Below are 23,328 nucleotides of genomic sequence, written 5' to 3'. Positions count from 1 at the left end.
TTTGATGAATTAAACAAGCATTGGGGCAGGATTGCCCCGTTAACTGCTGAATTATTCGTCAGATTTTTTGTTAAAGCGCTGCAGGTGCTTCAAACCATCGACCAAGACCGGGGTGGCTGGCGAGCTACTTGGACGCTCAGCGAAGGTCGTGTTGTCAAAACTCTGCATATGGCCATCGGTACCTATCACCGTCGTGTTGTCGCGGTCATAAACCACCAAGGTACGATTGAAGCTGGTCATGATCGGGAAGTGCCGTTCATGTGCTTGCAGCATGTTTTTACCGGTCGCGAAGGCTTGCACACCATCGGAACAGTTCATGTAGTACGACACCACCGTCGGCATTAGGTCGGTAAGTAAAATAAGCTCTTGTTCGGCAAGCTTCATCGCGCTGCTGGAATACAGCGGTACCTGCATTTTGCTCACGGCATAGCTTTCAATGCCGGCGCCGAGGGTATGGCTGGGCGTTAACGCGGTGATGAGCACACGCTTGTGACTTGCGAGTGCGGCCGTGATTTCGGCGCGTAATGCTTCGTCTAAGCTGGTGCTTAAGCGTACTGAGATGGTATCGCGGTAGGCAATCTCAGCTTGTTGCTGTAAGTATTCAGGTAAGGCAAAAGCTGCAAAGTCACCTTCAAGTTGCACTTGAATCTGATAATCATTGAGTTGCTGCCAGAAAGTCGGTAGGCGCTGCTCTTTAAAGATTTGATTAGCGTAAATATCGGCGAGGCCATACAGCACTTCAAACGCACCACCCAGTGGTGAGAGTTGTCCAACCACAGGAGTTTGCGACAAGTTCAGCTGTGGGAATTCACGGGCAATCTGTTGTTGTTGGGCATCGGTAAGCTGATTAAAGACCACCACCAGGGTGTCGTCGGTGTGCGGCTGTCGCGCACACATCAGCGGACGCGGTGGATAGTTTAGGTTCACCTGTGCGGCTTCTTTTAACAAGCGATCGGTCGCCTGCAGGCGCTCTTCAACCAGCCAGCCTTGTTTGCTCATTAGCGTACGGGCGGTGGTTGGGTAACTGACTGGGAATAAGTCATCTTGCTTGGTAATGGGGGCATAAAACACCGCATCGGCCCAAATATGCAAGCTGTGACTGGTCAGGAAGCACAGCACAAATACCGCCGCGGCTGAGGGCCCCCAACGCTTTTCGCGCAGGGTATCGAGGCGTTTCCAGACCACGTTGGCAACGCCAAGCTCGAGCACCAGCAAGACCACAAAAATACCGAGTAAACCGAGCAATAATAAGAAGCTTGCGCCGGTAAAGTTCGATTCAGCATCGAGTGCGAGCTGTGAAAGTGAATAGGTATTAAAGTGGTATCCGTATTGGCGGAAAAACAACGCGTCGGCGACAAGTGCAACCAAACCAAAGGCGGCGACCAGGGTGGCAATGCCCTTTAAGATTTTGGAAAAGGGCACAATCAAGCAAAACGGGAAAATAAGCAGGATAAAGACAACAAAGGGCAAAAAGGCAAAGTGCCCCAGCCAGCTGATCAGCATGTAAAAGCCGCCCAAAAACGAGGCGGGCGTTTCAGCTGCTTCGATGTACAACGTACCGATGGCTAGCGCGAGCAGGATATTAAAGAAGGTAAACCAATGGCCCCAACTGATCAGTCGCGCTATTTTGTCGCGGCGCTGTTTACGTTGTCTCATAAATTGCCTTAATTTGCCGATTTCTTCATCGATTGTAGCAGTACTTTACCAAATTGTTCAGCTACTTGCTGCGCTTGGGCAGGACTGTAATGTTCCGACAAGATATGAGTGACCGCATTGCCAAGGGTCATTAGCGCTAAATCAACCGGAACTTCGGCGGTGATAAGGGTGTCAAGAACGTCGTTAAGGAGTTGCTCCTGACGGGCTGCATCATATTTTGACACTATGGGCATTGAAAATTTTCCTTACATGGTAGAATGGCGGCAATCTTATCACAGGCGCTCTCAATTGCAGTAGGAAAGGATACGAATCGCATCATGCAAGCAGATATTCAGCACAGTATTATTCATCAGTTCTACACCAACGACGGCCAAGTGGGATTGCGGGTTGCACCTGATACGCTGGCCATTAGCGACGAAGTGAATGCGCTTTTGGCGGAGTTGACCGAGGTGTACCAGGCGAAGCCGAGCAAAGGTTACGCGCGCTTTTTGCGTGAAGATGACGAACATGAGGCAACCCTTGCCAGTAACTTTCCTGAGTTACTGGAACAGTGGCATCGTCAGCAGCTGCCGTTTGTCGAATTTTCTCAAGAAAGCGCAAAGTTACTGCACCAACAATTGCAGCACTACGGCATTCTTGAGGCCGGGTTCTTGGTCGTTTCGAGCTACCGTGAACGGGGGCAAGATTTCTTGGTAGTGGCGTTTTTGCCAAGCCAAGATGGCGTCACCATTGCGCCTGATTTAAGTGTGGACCGTTCGTCACAGCTGGCCATCAGTAAAGTGCAGTTGGCGGCATCGATCAATTTGACGGAATGGCATGAAGAGCCGGAGTCGACAACCTATATCTCGTTCATTAAAGGCCGTGCAGGGCGAAAAGTATCGGATTTCTTTTTGGACTTTTTGGGTTGCGCGGAAGGTTTGAACCCGAAGAAGCAATCACAGCAATTGATTGAAAGCGTGACGCGTTACGCCCAAGAAGAAAACCTTGAGAGTGAGCAAGCACGGCAATTACGGAAATCGGTGTACGACATTTGCGACAATCAATGGCAACAAGGTGAGCCGGTGCGGGTTCAGGATTTGTCTGAGCAACTTCGTGAGTCAGTACCTGTAGAGCGCAGTTTTGCTGACTTTAACCAAGCACAAGCCGAGCGGGCCTTGATCGAAGAGTTTCCAACCGACCGTACCACCTTGCGTAAGCTGGTGAAATTCCAGGGCCAAGGCGGTGGGTTGAGCGTGGCCTTTGATCAAGACTTACTTGGTGAGCGCGTGCAGTACGACCCTGATACAGATACCTTGACGGTGCGTGGTACGCCACCGAACTTACGGGATCAGCTTCGTCGGTATTTTGGTATAGATAGTTAAGGGTATCGATAGTTAAGTGATCGGTAACAAAAAACGCCAGTTCGATGAACTGGCGTTTTGTTGTCAGCCTATGGTCGCTGCTTATTTTGGAACTGGAGTAATATTCGTGGCGTGGAGACCTTTAGGGCCTTCTTCTAGCTCGAATTCAACATCCTGTCCGGCTTTTAGGGTACGATAACCTTCCATTTCAATCGTTGAGTAGTGTGCGAAGATATCACCTTCACGGTCTTCTGCTTCAATAAACCCAAAACCTTTAGAGTTGTTGAACCATTTCACTTTACCGGTTGCCATACTTCTACTTCCTTTAATTCTGCAGTTACTATTTATTTATTGTTAGAATGGTGCTTGCCTCTTTAAACGGGCAATTGTTAACACCATGTTTTACTCTAGGTGAGTTCTGTTCAGTGTCAAGCCTAATTTTGATTATTTAATGAACGGGTGCAGGGTAAAAAGGGTTTAAATTCTTTGTGCAGTAAGCGAAATCACGTTTTTCTGACTATATATAGGTAAGTAGTAGTTATGAGTGACATGAACCAGCAACACCATGAGGCGGTACGCGATCGCCAAACTGACCGCGAAAAGCTACAGCCGCCACCGACGTATAAAGTCATTCTGAATAATGACGATTACACGCCAATGGACTTTGTTGTGGAAGTTCTCATCAAGTTTTTTCGGATGGATCAAGAGCGAGCCACCGATACAATGCTCGCCATTCATTACAAAGGTCGAGCTGTATGCGGGGTCTATTCTGCAGAAATTGCAGAAACAAAAGTCATGCAGGTGAACCAGTATGCCCGCGAACATGAGCATCCTCTGTTATGCTCTATGGAGAAAGCATAGTGTGGCATTGGGGTCGGATCGTAGTTGAGGAGTACGTATGCTAAATAAAGCGCTAGAAATCACCTTGAATGATGCGTTTCGTATTGCACGTGACCATCGCCATGAATTAATGACGGTTGAACATCTGTTACTCGCTCTACTGGATAATCCCGAAGCCTCGAAAGCCTTGCATGCTTGTGGTCTTGAATTTACCAAGTTGAAGCAAGAGTTGTTGGCCTACATTGAGCGCAGTACACCGAGTTTCGATACCGAGACCGCAGAAAGTGAAACCCAGCCGACGTTGGGCTTTCAGCGCGTGTTGCAACGTGCCGTTTTTCACGTGCAATCGTCAGGCAACAGCGAAGTTACCGGTGCCAATGTGTTGGTAGCGATTTTTAGCGAACAAGAATCGCACGCTGTGTACCTGCTCAACAAGCATGACATTACGCGCCTTGATGTGGTGCATTACTTGTCGCACGGCTTATCGAAAATTGATGATCCTATTATTCCGCCAGACCAAGACGACAGCGAGGTCAGCGACGAGGGTCAAGACGAGCAGCAAAGTTACCTCAAACGCTTCTGTACTAATCTGAATGCACGCGCACGTGATGGAAAGATTGATCCGCTGATTGGCCGTGATCTCGAGCTTGAGCGCTGTATTCAAGTGTTGTGTCGACGTCGCAAGAATAATCCGCTGTTAGTGGGTGAGGCCGGCGTTGGTAAAACCGCGATTGCTGAGGGACTTGCCTACCGCATCGTCAATGACGACGTTCCCGAGGTGATGCGCGATGCAGTGATTTATTCACTCGACATGGGTGGTTTGCTGGCCGGCACCAAATATCGTGGTGACTTTGAAAAGCGTTTCAAGCAACTGCTGAAAGAGTTGACCAAACAGCCTGAAGCGGTGCTTTTTATTGATGAAATTCATACCATTGTCGGGGCCGGTGCGGCCAGTGGTGGTGTGTTGGATGCTTCGAACTTGCTGAAACCATTGCTCAGTAGTGGCGAGCTAAAATGTATTGGCTCCACCACCTACAACGAATACAAAACCATTTTTGAGAAAGACCGCGCCTTGGTGCGTCGGTTCCAGAAGATCGATATTAATGAACCTTCGGTGGACGATACCACGAAAATTTTGATGGGCTTGAAAGACCGTTATGAGGCCCATCATGGTATTCGTTACACGCAACCCGCCATTCGTGCAGCAGCAGAGCTTTCTGCGCGCTATATCAATGAACGGCACTTGCCGGACAAAGCCATTGATGTGATGGACGAAGCGGGCGCTAGCCAGCAATTGTTAGCCCCATCCAAGCGCAAGAAGACAGTCAATGTGACTGATATTGAACAGATTATTGCCAAAATTGCGCGTGTACCTGAACAGAGCGTCTCGCGCTCTGATCAACAAACCTTGAAGCAGCTGGACCGCAACTTGAAGTTGGTAGTGTTTGGTCAAGATCAAGCCATTGAACAATTGACCGCGGCCATTCGTTTGTCGCGCGCAGGTCTTGGTGCGGAGAATAAGCCGGTCGGTTCGTTCTTGTTGGCAGGGCCAACGGGCGTAGGTAAAACCGAAGTAACGCAACAGCTGGCAAAAGTTCTCGGTATTGAGTTTTTACGCTTTGATATGTCCGAGTACATGGAGCGCCATGCGGTGAGTCGTTTAATTGGTGCACCACCAGGCTATGTTGGCTACGAACAAGGGGGCTTGCTGACCGATGCGGTGATCAAGCATCCGCATGCTGTGGTGTTACTCGATGAAATTGAAAAGGCGCATAGTGACTTATTCAATATCTTGTTGCAGGTGATGGATTACGGCATGTTGACCGATAACAATGGTCGCAAAGCTGACTTCCGTAATGTCATTTTAGTGATGACCACCAACGCTGGAGTACAAGAAACGGTGCGTCAATCGATTGGCTTTAAGCAGCAAGACCATGCTACCGACGCCATGTTAGAAATTAACAAGACCTTCAGTCCAGAGTTCCGTAACCGTCTTGATAGCATCGTCTGGTTCAATAACCTGAGTCCTGAGGTCATTGAGCAGGTGGTTGATAAGTTCATCACTGAATTGCAGGCGCAACTTGATCGCAAACATGTCAGCTTGGCGTTGGACGACCAAGCGCGTGCATGGTTAGCGCAGCAGGGCTATGACAAAGCAATGGGCGCGCGGCCAATGGCGCGTGTCATTCAAGAACACTTGAAAAAGCCGCTGGCGAACGAATTGCTCTTTGGTAAGCTAACGCAAGGCGGTGACGTACGTGTCACTGTCAGTGATGATGCTTTGAAACTGCAGATTAAAGAACGTGAAGCCCGTAGTTCAACTACGGGCTAAACGGCAGCGCAGCCATTAACGTGCGCGGAAGACAATACGGCCTTTGGTTAGGTCATAAGGCGTCAATTGCACGGTCACGGTGTCGCCGGTCAGAATGCGGATGTAGTGTTTACGCATTTTTCCTGAGATATGCGCGGTCACCACGTGGCCGTTTTCTAATTCTACGCGGAACATAGTGTTAGGAAGGGTATCAAGTACCGTTCCTTGCATTTCAATACTGTCTTCTTTTGCCATCCAAATCCTCGGTTTTATCTCAAAATAATAACGTCAAGCGTTGTGTGCTCACCGAGCTGTCAGCGAACGCCTGAAAAAAGTGGTCAGAATTCTAGCTGTTTTCGTCGTTAATTGCCACTCGATTTGTTGATAAGCAGCGGGATTGCCAGAATTCCTTAGGGATTGTTCCGCCGTTTTGCTGTTGCCGCTGCAAAAAATGCAAAAATTGCGGGCGCGGCAAGGTCATCATGCCAAGGCGTTCCAAGTGTGGGTTCGGTACTTGTGCGTCGAGCAATTGTCCGCCAGCGGCAAAGAAGTGTTCGGCAAAGACTAAAAAGGCTAATTTTGAGGCGTTGGTACGGGTATGGAACATACTCTCACCACAAAATACTTGGCCCATGCCAATGCCATACATGCCGCCAACTAAGGTCGTGTCGTCCCAGACTTCTATCGAATGAGCATAGCCTAATCGATGCAGCTCAGCATAGGCCTGCGCCATGGCCGGGGTGATCCAAGTACCCTCGCCATGACTGTGAACCTCAGCGCATTTGGCAATCACTTGTGCAAAGTCGTGATTCAGAGTCACGGTGAGTTGCGTCTGCCGTCGAAACCGCCGCATCGAGCGACTTTCATGTAAGCTTTGCGGGGTGAATACCGCGCGTGGATCTGGGCTCCACCAAAGAATGGGGTCACCCTCGGCAAACCAAGGGAAAATACCGTTTCGATAGGCGTTTAGCAGGCGTTCAGGGCGTAAATCACCGCCGACCGCGAGCAGTCCATTGGGTTCTTTAAGCGCAAGCTCAGGAGGCGGGAAGCGCACATCCTGAGCCTGCAAACGAATGACCATTAGGCTTTGGTTAAGCCATCAAGGTAGCGTTCAGCATCAAGTGCTGCCATACAGCCAGTGCCGGCTGAGGTAATGGCTTGGCGATAGGTATGGTCCATAACATCGCCGGCGGCGAAAACGCCAGGCACGCTGGTCGCTGTAGCATTGCCTTGCAGACCTGACTGGACACGAATATAACCGTCATGCATGTCTAACTGACCGTCGAAGATGCCGGTATTAGGCTGGTGACCAATGGCAATGAAACAACCCATTACTTCCAGCTCGTTCAAGCTACCGTCTTGGGTATCTTTCAAACGTACGCCAGTCACACCCATCTGATCACCTAAAACTTCATCCAGAGTTTTGTTGAGGTGCAGGGTCACATTGCCGTTTTCAGCTTTATCCATTAAACGGTCAACCAAGATCTTCTCGGCGCGGAATTCTTCACGACGGTGAATCACATGTACTTCGCTGGCGATGTTTGCCAAGTACAAGGCTTCTTCGACAGCGGTGTTACCACCACCAACCACACATACTTTTTGGTTGCGGTAGAAAAAGCCGTCACAGGTCGCACAAGCAGACACACCTTTGCCCATGAAGGCTTGTTCAGAGTCTAAGCCGAGATATTTGGCTGACGCACCGGTTGAGATAATGACCGCATCGGCGGTGAATTCATGGCTGTCGCCGTAGAGGCGGAAAGGGCGTTGGGTAAAATCGACCTTATTGATGTGATCAAAGACGATTTCAGTATTAAATTTCTCAGCGTGTTGCTGCATGCGAACCATTAAATCAGGGCCGGTTAAACCTTCAGCATCGCCAGGCCAGTTTTCAACATCGGTGGTGGTGGTCAACTGGCCACCTTGTTGCATGCCCGTCACCAAGACCGGGTTAAGGTTGGCACGTGCAGCATAAACCGCAGCAGTATAGCCAGCAGGTCCTGAGCCTAGGATAAGTAAGCGGCAATGTTTGGCTTCAGCCATAATCGTTGTACTCCGTTCTTATAAAGTTAGTCGCAACATGTTTTTGTTATGGGGATCGATTGTAGGTTTTCCAATGGCCGCAAACAAGAGACCCGCAAACTTTGTGCGGGTCTCGATAAGGGCGTGCTGTAAAGATTGCTTTAGCTGCGAATTGCTTCCAGCGGATCTTGGTAATCCAAACCAAGCTTCTCGCCAAGGTCATCATGTACTGCTTTGTAAGTAATCTTACCTTTGTGCATGTTCAAACCGTTGCGCAAGTGCTCGTTGTTTTCCATCGCTTTTAGGCCGTGGTTCGCGAGCGCGATACCGAATGGCAAGGTTGCGTTGTTCAATGCGATGGTAGAAGTACGGGCAACACCACCTGGCATGTTCGCAACACAGTAATGCACGATGTCATCGATCACATAGGTCGGATCTTGGTGCGTGGTCGCACGTGAGGTTTCAAAACAGCCACCTTGGTCGATTGCTACGTCAACCACGACAGAACCAGGTTTCATGTTCTTCAAGTTTTCACGTGATAACAATTTCGGCGCTGCAGCGCCTGGGATCAATACCGCGCCGACCACAACGTCAGCTTCGCGTGAGAATTTGTCGACCGCATCAACAGTAGAGTAAACGGTTTTCACACGACCAGCGAAGATATCGTCGAGTTGACGTAAACGTGGCAATGAACGATCCAAAATAGTGACCTCAGCGCCAAGACCAACAGCCATTTTCGCTGCTTGTGTACCGACGTTACCGCCACCGATGATAAGTACTTTACCTGGCTCAACACCTGGTACACCACCAAGCAATACGCCACTACCGCCATTGGCTTTTTCCAGGTTGTGCGCACCGGCTTGAATTGACATACGACCAGCAACTTCACTCATCGGTGCTAATAGTGGCAAACCGCCATTACGGTCTGTCACTGTCTCATACGCGATCGCGCTCACGCCTGCTTTCGCTAACAGCTCTGTTTGCGTTGGATCTGGCGCAAGGTGCAAATAGGTGTAAAGGATTTGGCCTTCACGTAACTGGACGCACTCATTAGGCTGTGGTTCTTTTACCTTAATGATCATGTCTGCTTTGGCAAAAATCTCTGCCGGATCAGCAACGATGGTAGCACCCGCGAGTTCATAGTCTTCGTTGGTAAAACCAATGGCAGCACCGCCATCATGTTCGACCATCACCGAATGGCCATGCGCAACATACTCACGTACAGAGCCTGGGGTTAGGCCGATACGATACTCGTGGTTTTTAATTTCTTTAGGTACACCAATTAGCATGGATTACGTCCCGTTGTTGTTGTTCAGTGAAACATTCATTTTAAGGCGCCAATTATAGGCGAAATCATTATCGTGTTTCGTACTTTTTTTATGCGTGTTTACCGCATATACTACGGTTAATGCTTTATAATTTGGTGAAATCATATGTTTAATGCCGAAGAGCCCGTACATATCACTATCGATAGAATCGACCGAAAGATCTTGCGCTTATTGCAAGATGAAGGGCGCTTGAGCAATGTTGCCTTAGCGCAGCGGGTAGGGCTTAGTCCATCGGCCTGTAACGAGCGCGTGCGTAAGCTTGAGCACGAAGGTGTGATTGAAAGTTATCATGCGCGTATTAACCCAAGTAAGTTGGGTGCCAACTTGATGGTCTTCGTCGAAATCACCTTAACGCGGACGTCGTCAGACTCCTTCGCTGAGTTTAGTGAAGCGGTGCGTAAAACTCCGGAAATTCTCGAGTGCCACTTGGTGGCCGGCGACTTTGATTTTCTGATTAAAGCACGGGTGCCCGACATGCCGTCCTATCGGAAGTTGCTCGGCGAAACCTTGTTGACCATGCCTGGGGTGAATGAGTCACGCACCTATGTGGTGATGGAAGAAGTGAAAAACGCCAATAAAGTACTGATAAAAGGTTAGCAAAGACCTCGCAAAACAGCTGAATCTATTGCGCTGACGCGCTACACTAGCTGCAGCATTATAAGAAATAGGTAGACAGGGACACGACATGACCAGTAGCAGCATGCAACGACACTCACGACAGGGGAACGAACTATGAGCGGTGCGCAACGCGTTCTCGAAGTCGGCTTGATTCTATGCGGCGCTTTTGCCATTTTCCTTTTCTTGGCGCTGGTAAGCTTTAATCCAGCAGACCCAAGCTGGTCGCAAACCGGCTATCAAGGTTCCATCGAAAATGCCGCAGGCGCGATTGGGGCTTGGTTTGCCGATGCCTTATTGTTTGCCTTCGGTTTTGTCGCTTATGCCATTCCGTTTGGACTCGCAGGGCTTGGCTATGTCATGTTTCGTCAGCCTCATCGCCTGCTTGAGCTAGATTACTTGGCGCTTGGATTGCGCCTCATCGGTCTTATTCTAACTTTGGTCGGGGCGTCTGCGTTGGCGTCGCTGAACTTCTCGGCGTTGTATTCGTTTTCCGCTGGCGGTGTGGTCGGTGATGTGATCAGTAGTTCATTGCTACCGTACTTCAATTTGATCGGCACCACCTTGTTACTGCTAACGTTTTTGTGTACGGGTTTAACGCTAGTTACCGGTATTTCGTGGGTTTGGTTGGCAGATAAGCTGGGCGAAGTCACCATTCAAGGCACCCAGTGGCTGTATGAGCGGGTGTTACGCTTTGTACGGCAAGAACGGCCTGATGGCAAAACTGCACCAGAAACTGCTGTGGCAAGCGCCAGCGAACGCCGTAAAAAACGCCGCAAATTAAAGGTGTTCCCAAGTAAGGACGAACAAGAGCCTGAGGTTGATTTGGACTTGGCTATTAGTGCCGATGATGAACCCGTGGAGCCAGATCTCGGCGTTTTTGCTGAGGTTGAAAGCCGCGATGCGCAGGCGCGCGTCGAGCCTATCTTGTCAGACGACATGCCTGAGCCTGCGCATGAACCTGAAGTTGCCAAGCCTGCCGCACCAGTTGCTTCGGCAACACCTGTAGCTGAGGTACAGGGCCAGGACAGCGACAACAGCGCTATTGATGAAACGCCAGCTGCCCCGATTGACCCGTTGCCATCGATTGCCTTGTTGGATAAGCCGGCGCAAACTGGCAACCCTTTGACCCCTGCAGAACTTGAGCAGATCAGCCAAACCGTTGAGGCGGTGTTGCAAGACTTCGGCGTTGAAGTGAAAGTTGCCAACGTGCAGCCGGGGCCGGTCATCACGCGCTTTGAGCTTGACCTCGCGCCAGGGGTGAAAGTCTCCAAAATTTCGAACCTCGATAAAGATATTGCACGTTCGCTCTCGGCCACCTCAGTCCGGGTCGTGGAAGTTATTCCGGGTAAATCCTACGTGGGTCTAGAGTTACCGAACAAGAGCCGTGAAACCGTGTTCTTTAGCGAAGTGATCAGTTGCGATGCGTTCCAACAAAGTCCTGCGCCGACCACTATGGTGCTGGGTAAAGGTATTTCTGGTCAACCTGTGATCGTTGATTTAGCGAAGATGCCACACTTGCTGGTTGCCGGTACCACTGGTTCAGGGAAATCGGTCGGGGTGAACGTGATGATCCTGAGCTTGCTGTATAAGAGCACGCCAGAAGAAGTTCGCTTGATCATGATTGACCCGAAAATGTTGGAACTGTCCGTGTACGAAGGCATTCCACACTTGTTGACTGAAGTCGTAACCGACATGAAAGATGCCGCCAATGCATTACGTTGGTGTGTTGGTGAGATGGAACGCCGATACAAGCTGATGTCGGCCTTAGGGGTGCGGAACCTTAAAGGTTATAACGCCAAAGTGAGTGACGCGGCGGAGCAGGGTGAACCTTTGCGTGACCCACTGTGGAAACCGGGCGACTCGATGGACGAGATGCCGCCAGTGCTGGAAACCTTACCGAATATTGTGGTGGTCATTGATGAGTTTGCCGACATGATGATGATTGTCGGTAAAAAAGTTGAAGAGTTGATTGCGCGTATTGCGCAAAAAGCGCGTGCTGCGGGAATTCATTTGATTTTGGCAACACAGCGTCCGTCAGTAGATGTGATCACCGGCTTAATTAAAGCCAACATTCCGACCCGAATTGCCTTCCAAGTCCAGTCAAAAATTGACTCACGGACGATTTTGGATCAACCCGGCGCAGATCAGCTCTTAGGCCAAGGTGATATGTTGTACTTACCTCCAGGCAGCGGTGTGCCGACGCGGGTTCATGGTGCTTTTGTGGACGATCATGAAGTGCATGCCGTGGTCGCCGATTGGAAGAAGCGTGGCAAACCGAATTACTTGGATGAAATTTTGAATGGTGACCCGACAGAAGATACCTTACTGCCGGGCGAAACCCTTGAAGGTGACGACGCCGAGAGTGATCCGCTCTATGATGAGGCGGTTGCCTTTGTTACTGAGACCCAGCGCGTTTCAGTATCGAGCGTGCAGCGTAAATTCAGAATTGGTTACAATCGCGCGGCGCGTATCGTGGAACAAATGGAAATGAGCGGTGTCGTTAGTAGTGCAGCGAGCAATGGTCAACGTGACGTGCTTGCGCCACGACCTCCGCGAGATTAAGGAATTTAGTATGAAAGCAATGTTGTTGTCCGGGGTATGTCTAGCAACCGGTATGTTCGCTTCAGCGAGCGCAATGGCTGCGACTACGCCATCAGCGAAACAGGCATTACAAGAACAGTTGGCGCCTATCAGCACCTTACAAGCGCGCTTTGAGCAGCAAGTGGTGGGCGCTGATGGTGAGGTGATTCAAACTCTCGAAGGTGAACTTGCGATGGCGCGGCCAAACAAGTTTTACTGGCAAAGTGAGGCGCCTGATGAACTGACCTTGGTGGCCGATGGGGTTGCGGTGTATTACTTTGATGCCTTTGTCGAACAAGTGACGATTTCGGATCAGCACTCTGCGGCGGGGCAAAGCCCATTTTTACTCTTGCTCGACGCTGAAGCTACTGCGTGGGCCGATTATGAGGTTAGCCAAGACGGGCAAAGTTATACCTTGGCGCCCACCGCGAATGCGGCGCAACAACAGCAGCTGACGCTAACCTTTGGGGCGGAACAAGGCCAGCTTGAGTCAGTCGTCCTGACCGATGGTCAAGGCCAACAAACGCAGATCCAGTTGGCTGAGGTGGCAATGAACTTAGCGCTGCCGTACACCACATTTAGCTATCAAATTCCTGCTGATGCCATGGTGGATGATCAGCGGGCCGAACCACAACTGTAGGTTAACGTGCAAACGCAAAGCTTCGATTTCGCACCTGATTTTCGTCCATTGGCCGCTCGTATGCGGCCTTTGACGTTAGAGGACTACTGGGGACAAGAACATTTGCTAGGTCCGGGCAAGCCGCTGCGTGAAGCCATTTTGGCCGGCCAGCTGCATTCAATGATCCTGTGGGGGCCGCCAGGAACCGGCAAAACCACCTTGGCAGAGATTATTGCCCAGTCCGGTGCTGCGGCATTAGAACGCATTAGCGCGGTGACCTCTGGCGTCAAAGAAATCCGCGCCGCCATCGCGCAAGCCAAAGAAAATCAGCAGCAGGGACGTCGTACCTTGTTGTTTGTTGATGAAGTGCATCGCTTTAATAAAAGCCAACAAGATGCCTTCTTACCCCATATTGAAGATGGCACCGTGATCTTTATTGGTGCGACTACGGAAAACCCCGCCTTTGAACTGAATGGCGCGTTGTTGTCCCGTGCCCGTGTTTACCGTTTACAGGCGCTCGACGATGCGGTGATTCGCCAGCTCCTCGAAAAAGCGATGGCCGATAGCGAGCGCGGGTTAGGGGAACGTCAGTTGAGGTTTGCGGAGGACGCGCTTGAGTATTTGGTTTACGCGGCCGGTGGCGATGCCCGGCGTGCCCTGAATTACCTTGAGATTAGCACCGATGCGATTGCCGACGGGAGTGAACTGACGCGTGATACCGTGGTGGCAGCTATCGGCGGTAAACATGCCGGATATGATAAGCAGGGCGATGTTTATTACGATTTACTGTCAGCGCTGCATAAGTCGGTGCGCGGCTCGTCGCCAGATGGTGCGCTGTATTGGTACGCGCGCATCTTGCATGGCGGCGGGGATGCGTTAATTGTGGCCCGGCGGCTCTTGGCGATTGCCTCTGAAGACATTGGCAATGCTGATCCACGCGCCTTACAACTGGCGTTGAATGCGTGGGATACCTTTCATCGCGTGGGCCCTGCAGAGGGCGAGCGGGCGATCGCGCAAGCGCTGGTCTATTGTGCCTTAGCGGCCAAGAGTAACTCTGTCTATCAAGCCTTTAATGCGGCTAAAAAGTTGGCTGCCGATTACCCTGATGCGCCAGTGCCGCATCATCTTCGCAACGCTCCAACGCAAGTGCACAAGCAAGAAGGTTTTGGCGCTGATTACCGTTACGCCCATGATTATCCGCATGCGGTGGTTGCCGGTGAGCGTTACCTGCCAAGCCAGTTAAGTGCTGTGCAATTGTATCAGCCCAGTGACCGAGGTCTTGAAAAGCAACTGCGCGCCAAGCTTGAGTGGCTGCAGCAGCAAGACGCGAGCAGCGACTGGCAACGAGGTGACGATGCTGATTAACTTCTTGTGGGTTGCCTTAGGTGGCGCTTTGGGAGCAATGGCGCGTTACGCGATGGTGCTTGGCGCGGCAGCAATGTTCGGGAAAACATTTCCTTTCGGCACACTAATCGTTAACATAGTAGGGTCTTTTTTGTTGGCGTTAGTTTTCCTAGGTCAGCAGCAAGGCTCGGTGAATGAAACAACCTGGCTTTTGCTCGGTGTCGGTGTATTAGGTGCATTTACCACCTTTTCGACCTTTTCACTTGAGGTGGTCTTGCTGGTACAAACAGGGGAATTGTTCAAAGCCATCGCTTACGCCAGTTTAAACGTTATTTGCTGTATCGCCGCAGTTGCACTCGCACTGGGGCTGAAATCTTATTTTTTATCGATGTGGAATTAGCATGTTAGACGCCAAGTTATTTCGTAATGAAGTCGCAGAAACCGCAGCTCGTTTAGCCGAGACGCGTGATTTTCAACTGGATGTTGCACAGTTAGAGCAGTTAGAACAACGCCGTAAAGAACTGCAAGTGCGTACCGAGTCGTTGCAGGCCGAACGTAATTCCCGCTCTAAAGCCATCGGTAAGGCCAAGGCGCAAGGCGAAGATATTCAGCCGTTGCTTGCTGCGGTAGACGATTTGGGTAACCAGTTAGAACAAGCCAAAGTTGAGTTGCATGAGGTACAAGAAGAACTGCACGCGATTATTTCGGGCGTGCCGAACTTGCCTGATGCAAGCGTACCTTTAGGTAAAGATGAAGACGACAACCAAGAGATCAGTCGTTGGGGCGAACCACATCAGTTTGACTTTACCCCAGCTGATCATGTGGATGTTGCTCATAAGCTTGCCAACGGTATGGATTTTGAAAAAGGTGCCAAGCTCGCCGGCGCGCGCTTTGTCGTGCTGCAAGGTGCAATCGCTCAGTTACATCGTGCGTTAGCGCAGTTCATGTTGAACTTGCACGTGAACGAGCATCACTACACTGAAGCTTACGTGCCTTACTTGGTCAATCACGATACTTTGTATGGCACGGGTCAGTTACCGAAGTTTGGCGAAGACTTATTTCACGTACAAGGCGCAACTGAGAAGCAGGTGCCTTTATCGTTGATCCCAACCGCAGAAGTGCCACTGACGAACTTGTGGCGCGATGAGATTGCCGATGAAGCACAATTGCCGTTGCAATACGCGGCGCACACACCGTGTTTCCGTAGTGAAGCGGGTTCGCACGGACGTGACACGCGCGGCCTGATCCGTCAGCATCAATTCGATAAAGTCGAGTTAGTGTGGTTGGTGAAGCCTGAACAGTCGATGGAAACCCTTGAAACCCTTACTCAGCATGCTGAGCGTGTCTTGCAGTTATTGGAATTGCCGTATCGAAAAGTATTGTTGTGTACTGGTGACATGGGCTTTGGCGCATGTAAAACCTATGACCTTGAAGTTTGGTTGCCGTCACAAGATACCTATCGTGAAATCAGTTCATGCTCGAATATGTGGGACTTCCAAGCGCGTCGTATGCAAGCGCGCTTCCGCCGTAAAGGAGAGAAGAAGCCTGAATTACTGCATACCTTGAATGGTTCAGGTGTTGCGGTTGGTCGTGCCTTGGTAGCGGTGCTGGAGAACTATCAGCAAGCCGATGGCTCGCTGAAGATCCCAACGGTACTGCAGCCTTATATGGGCGGTAAAACCGAAATTAAATGCATTTAGCCGGTTTCGGTAAGCCGGCAATCCGCGTGGCCTGTTTAGCAGGCCCTTTAGGGAACAGTCGATAGAGATATCGGCTGTTTGCTTTATCTGCGCCAAGGCGCTGCCCAATCGCTTTCACCAGTACCCGCATGGCTGGACTGGTATCAAACTCTTGATAGAAATCACGTACAAAGTGCACCACTTCCCAGTGCGCTTCAGTTAACTCGATACCTTCCAACGCAGCAATGTATACCGCAAGCTCAGGGCTCCAAGCATCGAAGTCGGCAAGGTATTCGTGTTTATCAGTGGCGTACTGACGACCATTCAATTCAAACATAGCTTACGACTGACCTAAAAAAGTTACGGGGCCTGAGGCCAAGGTTAACTCCACCCAACTACTGTCACTCAGCTGCATTACATAGGCGGGCAGTGACGCCGAGGTATGCAAGGCTAACTCGGTTTGCAAGACGTAGCATGGGTAGTCGAGTTCGGCAAACGTATCGGGGTTTGCTAGCATGGCTGACAAAGCGTGCTCACTGACGATCAGCACTACCTCTTGTTGGCTTGCTGTCGCAGCCAACAACGCTTGATCAGCGTGACTTAAAGGCCAGTTTCGGAGCGTAATTAAGGCGCGTTTAATGGTGTGGTCCTGCATGGCGTTAAAACCTCATCACTTTATCGCTAAGCGCGAGACGGGCGGCGATATCAGCGTAGGTGAGTGGGTGATAATCACCAATCCAATCGTCAGCATTACCGGTTTCAGCCGTTAATGGATCGCTTGCAAGTAGGGGGGCCGGGCAATCATACAGCTCAAGAAGACCGTAGCGCTTTTGCAGCGAACGGTTATGGCGCACGACGTCTTTGCTGACGCGCCAATGATCAAGCGCATCACCAAGCAACACCAGTTGTGGATTAAGCTCCAAGGTCGCAAGTGCCAATAGCATGTCCTGACCGTGCCAACTCGATGGGTGTTCAGGCGCATGGGTTTGTACAATATAAATGGTCATTAGAATTGCATGATCTTGTCAGCACGTGCCGCAGCGCTACTAAACTCGGTAAGTCCACCGAGGGTGTAATGGGCTGCCAGTGCGTCTGGGCTAAGTTGATAGTCTTGTTCAACCACGGTCGCGCACAACACCAGCTCAAAGCCATGCTGTGTTGCTAATTGTTGCCATGCTTGGGTTACCCCATGAGGATCAGCAACAGTGCGTTGCCCATGCAGCACGCCAGCTTGGTAGAAAAAGACTTGGGAGATTGAGTGGCCTAATGTAAGCGCAGCCTGCGCGTAGTGATACGCTAACAGGCTGCGTGTTTCGGCCGGTGCGCTATGCACCGAAAGTACGAGCGTCGTCACGGCTATTAATCGTCGCCAGAAAACGCCATCAGCAAGTTCAACAGGCTGACAAAGATGTTGTAGATAGAAACGTACAACGTCACTGTTGCCAAGATGTAGTTGCGTTCACCGCCATGGATGATCGCACTGGTCTGCATCAGGATAGCGCCTGCTGAGAACAGGATAAACAAACCAGATAGTGCTAGACCTAACGCCGGCATGTTGAAGAACAAGTTGGCGATAAAGAGGGCGATAAGGACAACAAAGCCTGCCATCATCATGCCACCTAAGAAGGACATATCTTTCTTAGTGGTCAGTACATAAGCTGATAAAGCAAAGAAAATCAGAGCAGTACCGCCAAGGGCAGTCATGATGATTTCGTTACCTTGCGGACCGATGGCACTGATCATGCCAAGGATAGGACCCAAGGTGTAGCCCATGAAACCAGTTAACGCGAACACAGACACAAGGCCCATGGCACTGTTAGCGGTTTTATGTGTTAAGAACAATAAGCCGTAAAAGCCGACAAGGGTAATAATGAACCCAGGGTGCGGTAAGCCCATGCTGGCGGCCAAAAAGGCGGTGAAGGCACTAAAGGCCAGAGTTAAGCCGAGCAACATATAAGTGTTGCGCAATACTTTGTTGGTCTGTAGTACCGATTCGCTCGATTGCGACGTCGACACGTGAACTTGATGGTTCATTTATTTCTCCGTTGTTAAACAAACACCCTCAGTGTATCCCAAAAATGGGGGTAAGTAGCAATGCTTTCAAGGCTTTTTTAGTGCTATTTGTATAAAATGACAGCAAACGGACCAAGAGATTCAAATTTTTACTTTACAAGCGCATTTAGGGTCTTTATCATTCGCTTCGTCTTGAGGCACACAGCCACAGACAACGGAGAGATGGCAGAGTTCGGCTGAATGCACCTGACTTGAAATCAGGCGTGGGTTCACACCCACCGGGGGTTCGAATCCCTCTCTCTCCGCCACATTTCAAGAAAACCCGCTCCTTGTGAGCGGGTTTTTTTATGCCCTTTACTTCTGGTCGTACCTCCTTATACTGCTTTAATGATCTTATGAGGTACCATCATGCAACCTATTGATACAATTCTAGATTCCATCACACCAGACGCCGTACAAACCATCCTATTACCGACCGGATGGGGGCAGGGACGTGCCCTTTTTGGCGGGCTAACCGCGGCAATTGCTTGGCGCCACGCCGTCGCAGGCGCTGCCGCAGGGCAACAACTAAGAGCCCTGACAGTGTCGTTCGTCGGTCCTGTATTAGCTGGCGAAGCCGTGCTTGAGCGCCGTGTGTTGCGAACTGGTAAAAACGTGACGCAAATTGCCGTTGAGATTCAACAGCAGGGTGAAGTGGTGCTTGCCGCCCTGGTAACCTATGGCCGTGCGCGTGATTCGGTGATTCGTATTACGGATACACCTGAACCACCAAGCGCACCGCCTGCTGAAGGTTTGTCGTTTCCTGAGGTTGCTGGCTTGCCAGAGTTCACCACTGCTTTCGACTACCGCGTTACCCAAGGTGGGTTACCGTTTAGCGGCGTAAAAAGTCGTGAATTCGGTGGCTATATGCGCTATCGCAGCCTTGATGCTGCTATTGATGAAGGCACTTTATTAGGTATGGTTGATGCTTGGCCTCCCGCATTATTGCCGCATTTAACCGAATTGGCACCCGCGAGCTCGTTAACCTGGACCATCGAGTTCCCCGCGCATTTGCCGAACTTTTCGACCCATGATTGGTGGCATTATGTGGCGACCATTGATTACGCTGCCGATGGTTACGGTCACACGCATGCGCATATTTGGGATCCAAGTGGACAATTGGTGGCGATAAGTCGGCAAACGGTCACAGTGTTTGCTTAGTTGGTTTTGATAGTTTGCACGCTCTTTTTGGTTTTATTGATGGGTGTTGCGGTTCATTTGATGGGTGATATGTAAGAAAATTTACGATTTCTTTACATTTTGTTACGTGAATGATTGCCTTTTGCGCAAAAAATAGTCATATGTTGATGTGTACTTAAATGGGTTAAGTACAGCACGACATTACCCCCCCACAGGGATAAGGATATTCATATGACAGAGTTCATCGTGGCAGTCCCATCCGAACTCGTTAGCCAAGGAATGCTAACGATTTTGGCGCAGCAACCCCATTACAAGGTTGCCGCAGTTGTTTTTAATCAGCAGCAATTACGCGATGCTGCGCAAGCGTCACCGTACGCAACCGTGATTCTCGGAAGCCAGTTGTGTGGCGACGGAACCATTGAAATTTGGCGCCGTTTACAGCGTCGTTTTGCCGATTTGCAAGTATTGTTATGGGCGACGCGCTTTCAAGATGTGCTCGATTTTCAATGTAATCTCGAGCGGGTTGAAGGCTATTTGTTGGCAGCTTCGCAGCGCGCCGAGTTCCTTTCTGCCTGTCAGAGCTTGAGTCGTGGTCGCATGTACGTTGCGGCGAGCGTGGCAGAGTATCTCGCCCGTAATCCCGCCCGACAACAACAAATGGATCTACTGGCCAAACTGAGTAAGCGTGAAGTACAAGTGGCGCAAATGATCGCACAAGGGCGTCGGGTTGCGGTCATCGCAAGCTTATTAAATATCAGTACCAAAACAGTAAATACCTTTCGCTATCGGATTTTTGATAAACTAGGCCTCAGCGGTGATGTGGCGTTGACCCATCTTGCCATTCAAACCGGTTTAATTGACTTATCAGCAGAGGCGACGGTAGTAGAGCACGATGACACAAGCGAAGGAGTCCTTTGATCCAAAACAGTTTCTCAGTAACCTGACTCATCAACCGGGTGTGTACCGGATGTACGATGAGTCAGGTGACATTATCTACGTAGGCAAAGCAAAAGATTTACGTAAACGTGTCGGTAGCTACTTCCGCGCCCAAGTAGATAGTCCCAAAACGCAAACCTTAGTAAAACAGATCGCCGCCATTGATGTTACGGTGACCAACACCGAGGCCGAAGCGCTGATCCTCGAGAACAACTTTATTAAAAAGTATCGTCCGCGCTACAACGTGCTATTGCGTGACGATAAATCGTATCCCTATTTACTGGTTAGTGACCATCGCCATCCACGGTTAGCCTTTCATCGTGGCACGCGTCGTGAAAAGGGGAAGTATTACGGACCCTTTCCAAACGGCGTGGCCGTGCGCAACAGTCTGCGGTTACTGCAAAAGCTCTTCCCGGTGCGTCAATGTGATGACACCTATTACCGAGCGCGTAGCCGTCCGTGTCTGCAATATCAGTTGAAACGCTGTTTAGCGCCGTGCGTTGAAGGCTACTGTAGCGATGAGGAATACAGCGAGCAGGTCGACCTTGCCAAAGCTTTTTTAGAAGGGAAAAACCAGCAGGTCATTGATCAGCTGGTGGTGCGCATGGAAGGAGCTAGCGCTGAGCTTGAGTTTGAACGGGCAGCGCGCTTTCGCGATCAAATCGCCGCCTTACGGCAAGTGCAAGAACGTAATGCAGTGACAGGTAACCAACAGTCGTTAGACGTGATCGGCTTTGCGCGTCAGGGTGGTGTCGCCGCGGTGCATATGTTGTTTATCCGTGAAGGCGCAGTGCAGGGCAGTCGGAGCTACTTTCCTAAGGTGCCAGCGAACACTGACGATAATGCGATCTTGCTTGCCTTTATGTTGCAATTCTACTTGAACGATCAAGTTGAACGCCAGTTGCCGCGAGAGATCATCTTGCCAGAACAAAATGGTGCCAAGTTACTTGACCCAGAACATGAGCTGCAAGTGCTTGAACAAGCGTTGGCACAAACCCTAAGAATGACCCACAACGTCCGTGGTGAACGCCGTCAGTATCAAGTTCTAGCTCAAAAAAATGCGCTGAACGCGTTAGATAGCAAGCTTCATCAAGCTAGCACCATGACGCTGCGACTGCAGGCGCTGGAACAGGTGTTGGATCTCGGTCAATCGATTACCCGTATGGAGTGTTTCGACATTAGCCACACCATGGGACAAGAAACCGTGGCGTCATGTGTCGTCTTTGATCGGCAAGGCCCGAAAAAAAGTGACTACCGACGCTATAATATTTCGGGAATTACGCCAGGCGATGATTACGCGGCCATGGCCCAAGCGCTACAACGGCGTTTTGATCCCTTGAAGCACAACACCGCCGACGATGTTCCGATGCCAGATATTTTGTTTATAGATGGCGGCAAAGGGCAACTCTCCCAAGCCGAAGCCTATTTTGCCGATTGGCAAGGGCAGGCGGGTCCCGCTGCGCCTTTATTGATCGGGGTTGCAAAAGGGGAGTCGCGCAAGCCAGGCTTAGAGACGCTTATCTTGGCGGGGAGTCACAGTACCATTCCGCTTAACGCCGATGCACCGGCACTGCACTTAGTGCAACACATCCGTGATGAGTCGCATCGGTTTGCAATTACGGGGCACCGGCAACGACGGGCTAAAGTGCGCCGCACCTCTCGATTAGAGGATATTCCGGGCGTTGGCGCGAAGCGCCGACAGCGCTTATTGCAAAATCTAGGTGGATTACAACAGGTGAAACAGGCTAGTATTGAGCAACTTGCAGGAGTGCCTGGCATCAGCCGCGAACTTGCTGAAACCATCTACCACGCCTTTCGTGATGAATAAAAGGAATAATAAGTCGTATGTGGAATATTCCCAACCTGCTGACAAGTTTTCGGATTTTACTGATTCCTGTATTTCTCGGTATCTACTATTTACCGTGGAGCGAGGCCAACTTTTGGGCCGCCTTTATTTTTGCTTTAGCGGCGATCACCGATGGTCTTGATGGCTATGTGGCACGTCGTTTTAACCAATTCACTCCGTTCGGGGCATTTTTAGATCCCGTGGCTGATAAAGTTATGGTTGCGGCGTCCTTGATTGTGGTGGTTGAGAATTACGCGGTGTGGTGGATCAGTATTCCGGCGTTAGCGATTGTCAGTCGAGAGTTAGTTGTTTCAGCGTTGCGTGAGTGGATGGCACAAATTGGTAAGCACGATCAAGTGAAGGTGTCGAATCTCGGTAAAATTAAGACAACAGCGCAAATGGTGGCCATCGGCAGTTTAATTTGGGAAGCCAATACCTTTGTAATCGTTGTTGCAACCATCTTGTTATACGTCGCTTTTGTGTTATCACTGTGGTCGATGTGGGAATATTTGCGCGCTGCTTGGTCAGATTTAAGCCAAGTGGATTAAAAATAAGCAAACGAACAGCTTAGAGGCAAAAAATCGTTGACCTCGGCGAAATAGCCAGTAGAATGCGTCGGCACTGGATGCGGGAATAGCTCAGCTGGTAGAGCACAACCTTGCCAAGGTTGGGGTCGCGAGTTCGAATCTCGTTTCCCGCTCCAAACTTCAACTTCGAATACCTTTCTTGATGCGGGAATAGCTCAGCTGGTAGAGCACAACCTTGCCAAGGTTGGGGTCGCGAGTTCGAATCTCGTTTCCCGCTCCAAATTCCGACGGCGGGATGGCAGAATGGCTATGCAGCGGATTGCAAATCCGTGGATCTCGGTTCGACTCCGGGTCCCGCCTCCATCGGAGTCTCTGGTACTACATATACAATGTGCCCGGGTGGTGAAATTGGTAGACACAAGGGATTTAAAATCCCTCGCTGGTAACAGCGTGCCGGTTCAAGTCCGGCCCCGGGCACCATCTCTTTTTGTTG

The 23,328-nt window shown here is 50.4% G+C and carries 25 protein-coding genes and 5 tRNA genes; 18 read left to right on the top strand and 12 right to left on the bottom strand.

All coding sequences use genetic code 11. The features are described 5' to 3' along the window. Positions 1-51 precede the first annotated feature (51 nt). Positions 52-1,656, bottom strand: a complete 1,605-nt coding sequence (locus tag G535_RS13605; protein WP_034728122.1) for a DUF3413 domain-containing protein — start codon at positions 1,654-1,656, stop codon at positions 52-54. Positions 1,657-1,664: 8 nt separating this feature from the next. Further along, positions 1,665-1,889, bottom strand: a complete 225-nt coding sequence (locus tag G535_RS0111820) for a YejL family protein (RefSeq protein ID WP_026862246.1) — start codon at positions 1,887-1,889, stop codon at positions 1,665-1,667. Between the two features lie 84 nt (positions 1,890-1,973). Here G535_RS0111820 and yejK point away from each other — a divergent pair, with 84 nt between their 5' ends. Next, complete coding sequence (yejK, locus tag G535_RS0111815) at positions 1,974-3,017, top strand: nucleoid-associated protein YejK (protein WP_026862245.1); 1,044 nt, start codon at positions 1,974-1,976, stop codon at positions 3,015-3,017. Between the two features lie 81 nt (positions 3,018-3,098). On the opposite strand, the gene cspD is transcribed toward yejK, so the two are convergent. After that, the gene (cspD, locus tag G535_RS0111810; protein ID WP_026862244.1) at positions 3,099-3,308 is read right to left on the bottom strand and encodes a cold shock domain-containing protein CspD; all 210 of its coding nucleotides are present in this window, start codon (positions 3,306-3,308) and stop codon (positions 3,099-3,101) included. A gap of 228 nt (positions 3,309-3,536) precedes the next feature. On the opposite strand from cspD, the gene clpS reads away from it, so the two are divergent. Together clpS and clpA are read left to right on the top strand one after the other, a co-directional pair. Further along, positions 3,537-3,857, top strand: a complete 321-nt coding sequence (gene clpS, locus G535_RS0111805; protein ID WP_026862243.1) for an ATP-dependent Clp protease adapter ClpS — start codon at positions 3,537-3,539, stop codon at positions 3,855-3,857. Between the two features lie 37 nt (positions 3,858-3,894). Further along, positions 3,895-6,168, top strand: a complete 2,274-nt coding sequence (gene clpA, locus G535_RS0111800) for an ATP-dependent Clp protease ATP-binding subunit ClpA (RefSeq protein WP_026862242.1) — start codon at positions 3,895-3,897, stop codon at positions 6,166-6,168. 15 nt (positions 6,169-6,183) lie between these two features. On the opposite strand, the gene infA is transcribed toward clpA, so the two are convergent. The 4 genes from infA to ald all read right to left on the bottom strand — a co-directional run bounded on the left by infA (position 6,184) and on the right by ald (position 9,455). Then, on the bottom strand, positions 6,184-6,402 hold the full coding sequence (infA, locus tag G535_RS0111795; RefSeq protein WP_008489926.1) for a translation initiation factor IF-1: 219 nt from the start codon (positions 6,400-6,402) through the stop codon (positions 6,184-6,186). A 91-nt stretch (positions 6,403-6,493) separates the two neighbouring features. Beyond that, the gene (aat, locus tag G535_RS0111790) at positions 6,494-7,228 is read right to left on the bottom strand and encodes a leucyl/phenylalanyl-tRNA--protein transferase (RefSeq protein WP_026862241.1); all 735 of its coding nucleotides are present in this window, start codon (positions 7,226-7,228) and stop codon (positions 6,494-6,496) included. After that, on the bottom strand, positions 7,228-8,187 hold the full coding sequence (gene trxB / locus G535_RS0111785) for a thioredoxin-disulfide reductase (RefSeq protein WP_026862240.1): 960 nt from the start codon (positions 8,185-8,187) through the stop codon (positions 7,228-7,230). The genes aat and trxB overlap by 1 nt, the downstream gene beginning before the upstream one ends. Positions 8,188-8,327: 140 nt before the next feature. After that, on the bottom strand, positions 8,328-9,455 hold the full coding sequence (gene ald / locus G535_RS0111780; RefSeq protein ID WP_026862239.1) for an alanine dehydrogenase: 1,128 nt from the start codon (positions 9,453-9,455) through the stop codon (positions 8,328-8,330). A 144-nt stretch (positions 9,456-9,599) separates the two neighbouring features. Here ald and lrp point away from each other — a divergent pair, with 144 nt between their 5' ends. From lrp to serS, 6 genes are all read left to right on the top strand, one after another. After that, positions 9,600-10,091, top strand: a complete 492-nt coding sequence (gene lrp / locus G535_RS0111775; RefSeq protein ID WP_026862238.1) for a leucine-responsive transcriptional regulator Lrp — start codon at positions 9,600-9,602, stop codon at positions 10,089-10,091. 135 nt (positions 10,092-10,226) lie between these two features. Then, entirely contained in the window at positions 10,227-12,674 is a 2,448-nt protein-coding gene (locus tag G535_RS0111770) for a DNA translocase FtsK (RefSeq protein WP_026862237.1), read from the top strand. 10 nt (positions 12,675-12,684) lie between these two features. Beyond that, on the top strand, positions 12,685-13,332 hold the full coding sequence (gene lolA / locus G535_RS13600; RefSeq protein WP_051207198.1) for an outer membrane lipoprotein periplasmic chaperone LolA: 648 nt from the start codon (positions 12,685-12,687) through the stop codon (positions 13,330-13,332). Between the two features lie 6 nt (positions 13,333-13,338). Then, positions 13,339-14,676: a replication-associated recombination protein A gene (locus G535_RS0111760; RefSeq protein ID WP_026862236.1), complete on the top strand. Its 1,338-nt coding sequence runs from the start codon at positions 13,339-13,341 to the stop codon at positions 14,674-14,676. Next, on the top strand, positions 14,666-15,055 hold the full coding sequence (crcB, locus tag G535_RS0111755; RefSeq protein ID WP_051207196.1) for a fluoride efflux transporter CrcB: 390 nt from the start codon (positions 14,666-14,668) through the stop codon (positions 15,053-15,055). The genes G535_RS0111760 and crcB overlap by 11 nt, the downstream gene beginning before the upstream one ends. A 1-nt stretch (position 15,056) precedes the next feature. Beyond that, positions 15,057-16,355 carry a serine--tRNA ligase gene (serS, locus tag G535_RS0111750; RefSeq protein WP_026862234.1) on the top strand — a complete coding sequence of 433 codons (1,299 nt, stop codon included), beginning with the start codon at positions 15,057-15,059 and terminating at the stop codon, positions 16,353-16,355. Here the strand turns inward: serS and G535_RS0111745 are convergent. The 5 genes from G535_RS0111745 to G535_RS0111725 are packed head-to-tail and all read right to left on the bottom strand — an operon-like array spanning position 16,342 to position 18,368. After that, positions 16,342-16,671 (bottom strand): TusE/DsrC/DsvC family sulfur relay protein, encoded by a 330-nt coding sequence (locus G535_RS0111745; RefSeq protein WP_026862233.1) that lies wholly within the window; start codon positions 16,669-16,671, stop codon positions 16,342-16,344. The two genes, serS and G535_RS0111745, sit on opposite strands and share 14 nt — an antisense overlap. Before the next feature lie 3 nt (positions 16,672-16,674). Further along, positions 16,675-16,989 carry a hypothetical protein gene (locus G535_RS0111740; protein ID WP_026862232.1) on the bottom strand — a complete coding sequence of 105 codons (315 nt, stop codon included), beginning with the start codon at positions 16,987-16,989 and terminating at the stop codon, positions 16,675-16,677. 4 nt (positions 16,990-16,993) lie between these two features. Continuing rightward, on the bottom strand, positions 16,994-17,341 hold the full coding sequence (locus tag G535_RS0111735; protein ID WP_026862231.1) for a hypothetical protein: 348 nt from the start codon (positions 17,339-17,341) through the stop codon (positions 16,994-16,996). Further along, positions 17,341-17,688: a DsrE family protein gene (locus G535_RS0111730; protein WP_034728116.1), complete on the bottom strand. Its 348-nt coding sequence runs from the start codon at positions 17,686-17,688 to the stop codon at positions 17,341-17,343. Before G535_RS0111730 ends, G535_RS0111735 begins: the two co-directional genes overlap by 1 nt. 5 nt (positions 17,689-17,693) lie before the next feature. Next, positions 17,694-18,368 (bottom strand): Bax inhibitor-1/YccA family protein, encoded by a 675-nt coding sequence (locus G535_RS0111725; RefSeq protein ID WP_026862229.1) that lies wholly within the window; start codon positions 18,366-18,368, stop codon positions 17,694-17,696. A gap of 195 nt (positions 18,369-18,563) precedes the next feature. Here G535_RS0111725 and G535_RS0111720 point away from each other — a divergent pair. The 9 genes from G535_RS0111720 to G535_RS0111680 all read left to right on the top strand — a co-directional run bounded on the left by G535_RS0111720 (position 18,564) and on the right by G535_RS0111680 (position 23,315). After that, positions 18,564-18,655, top strand: a tRNA-Ser gene (locus tag G535_RS0111720). A gap of 100 nt (positions 18,656-18,755) precedes the next feature. After that, on the top strand, positions 18,756-19,547 hold the full coding sequence (locus G535_RS0111715) for a thioesterase family protein (RefSeq protein ID WP_034728114.1): 792 nt from the start codon (positions 18,756-18,758) through the stop codon (positions 19,545-19,547). A gap of 210 nt (positions 19,548-19,757) precedes the next feature. Next, the gene (locus G535_RS13595; protein ID WP_051207194.1) at positions 19,758-20,444 is read left to right on the top strand and encodes a LuxR C-terminal-related transcriptional regulator; all 687 of its coding nucleotides are present in this window, start codon (positions 19,758-19,760) and stop codon (positions 20,442-20,444) included. Next, complete coding sequence (gene uvrC, locus G535_RS0111705; protein WP_026862227.1) at positions 20,419-22,290, top strand: excinuclease ABC subunit UvrC; 1,872 nt, start codon at positions 20,419-20,421, stop codon at positions 22,288-22,290. The genes G535_RS13595 and uvrC overlap by 26 nt, the downstream gene beginning before the upstream one ends. Positions 22,291-22,307: 17 nt before the next feature. Next, entirely contained in the window at positions 22,308-22,856 is a 549-nt protein-coding gene (gene pgsA, locus G535_RS0111700) for a CDP-diacylglycerol--glycerol-3-phosphate 3-phosphatidyltransferase (RefSeq protein WP_026862226.1), read from the top strand. A gap of 79 nt (positions 22,857-22,935) precedes the next feature. Next, a tRNA-Gly gene (locus tag G535_RS0111695) sits at positions 22,936-23,011 on the top strand. A 28-nt stretch (positions 23,012-23,039) separates the two neighbouring features. Next, positions 23,040-23,115 (top strand) — tRNA-Gly (locus tag G535_RS0111690). A gap of 9 nt (positions 23,116-23,124) precedes the next feature. Next, positions 23,125-23,198, top strand: a tRNA-Cys gene (locus G535_RS0111685). Positions 23,199-23,228: 30 nt separating this feature from the next. Then, a tRNA-Leu gene (locus G535_RS0111680) sits at positions 23,229-23,315 on the top strand. Positions 23,316-23,328: the final 13 nt, after the last annotated feature.

Origin of the sequence: Pseudidiomarina sediminum DSM 21906, assembly GCF_000423165.1 — a bacterium.
GTDB lineage: Bacteria > Pseudomonadota > Gammaproteobacteria > Enterobacterales > Alteromonadaceae > Pseudidiomarina > Pseudidiomarina sediminum.
The sequence above is the reverse complement of the archived record's forward strand: the minus strand, read 5'-3'. Positions and strand labels throughout refer to the sequence as shown.